This is a genomic window from Vibrio sp. 811 (assembly GCF_033339195.1).
Genome location: NZ_JAWOUB010000839.1, coordinates 1 through 542 on the forward strand (window position 1 = coordinate 1; position 542 = coordinate 542).

At 49.3% G+C, this 542-nt stretch carries 1 protein-coding gene and 1 pseudogene; both read left to right on the forward strand.

Annotated elements, in window-relative coordinates:
* A partial coding sequence (locus R7Q46_RS29685; RefSeq protein WP_318078655.1) for an ATP-binding cassette domain-containing protein occupies positions 1-340 on the forward strand: 340 nt, incomplete at its 5' end.
* Positions 337-542 (forward strand): annotated as a pseudogene (locus tag R7Q46_RS29690) (ABC transporter permease); the annotation flags it as partial. The gene R7Q46_RS29685 and the pseudogene R7Q46_RS29690, both read left to right, overlap by 4 nt.

A 542-nucleotide genomic window follows, 5' to 3' on the forward strand; every position in this document is an offset into this window, starting at 1 on the left:
AGAGCTTTTATCACAAGCGAAAACCTTGTTGGAGCGGCTTCATTTACCGACAAATTTACACTCTCGCCCAGTGTCGGAGCTGAGTATTGGACAACAACAGCGAGTGGCTGCAGCTCGTGCGCTGATAGGGCATCCTGCGTTAGTCATTGCTGACGAGCCGACATCTGCACTCGATCATGATAATCGCATGGCGTTCATCGAGCTGCTGATGGAACAGGCTAATCAAGCCAACGCGACATTAATCTTTGTCAGCCATGATCCAACTCTGGAAAGCTTGTTCGATCGCACCATTAATCTGCCAGAAATAAACCAAGGCAGCAACATGGAGGTGCTAGCGTGAGTGCTGTAATCAAACTCGCTTGGAAAAGCTTGATGAACCGCAAAGCGACAGCGGTGTTGACGATCATGACGGTAGCAATATCGGTAATCTTGCTGCTTGGCGTAGAACGTATCCGCACTCAAGCAAAAGACAGCTTTGCGAACACCATTTCAGGAACGGACCTAATTGTCGGCGGACGCTCAGGCCAAGTGAACTTACTGTT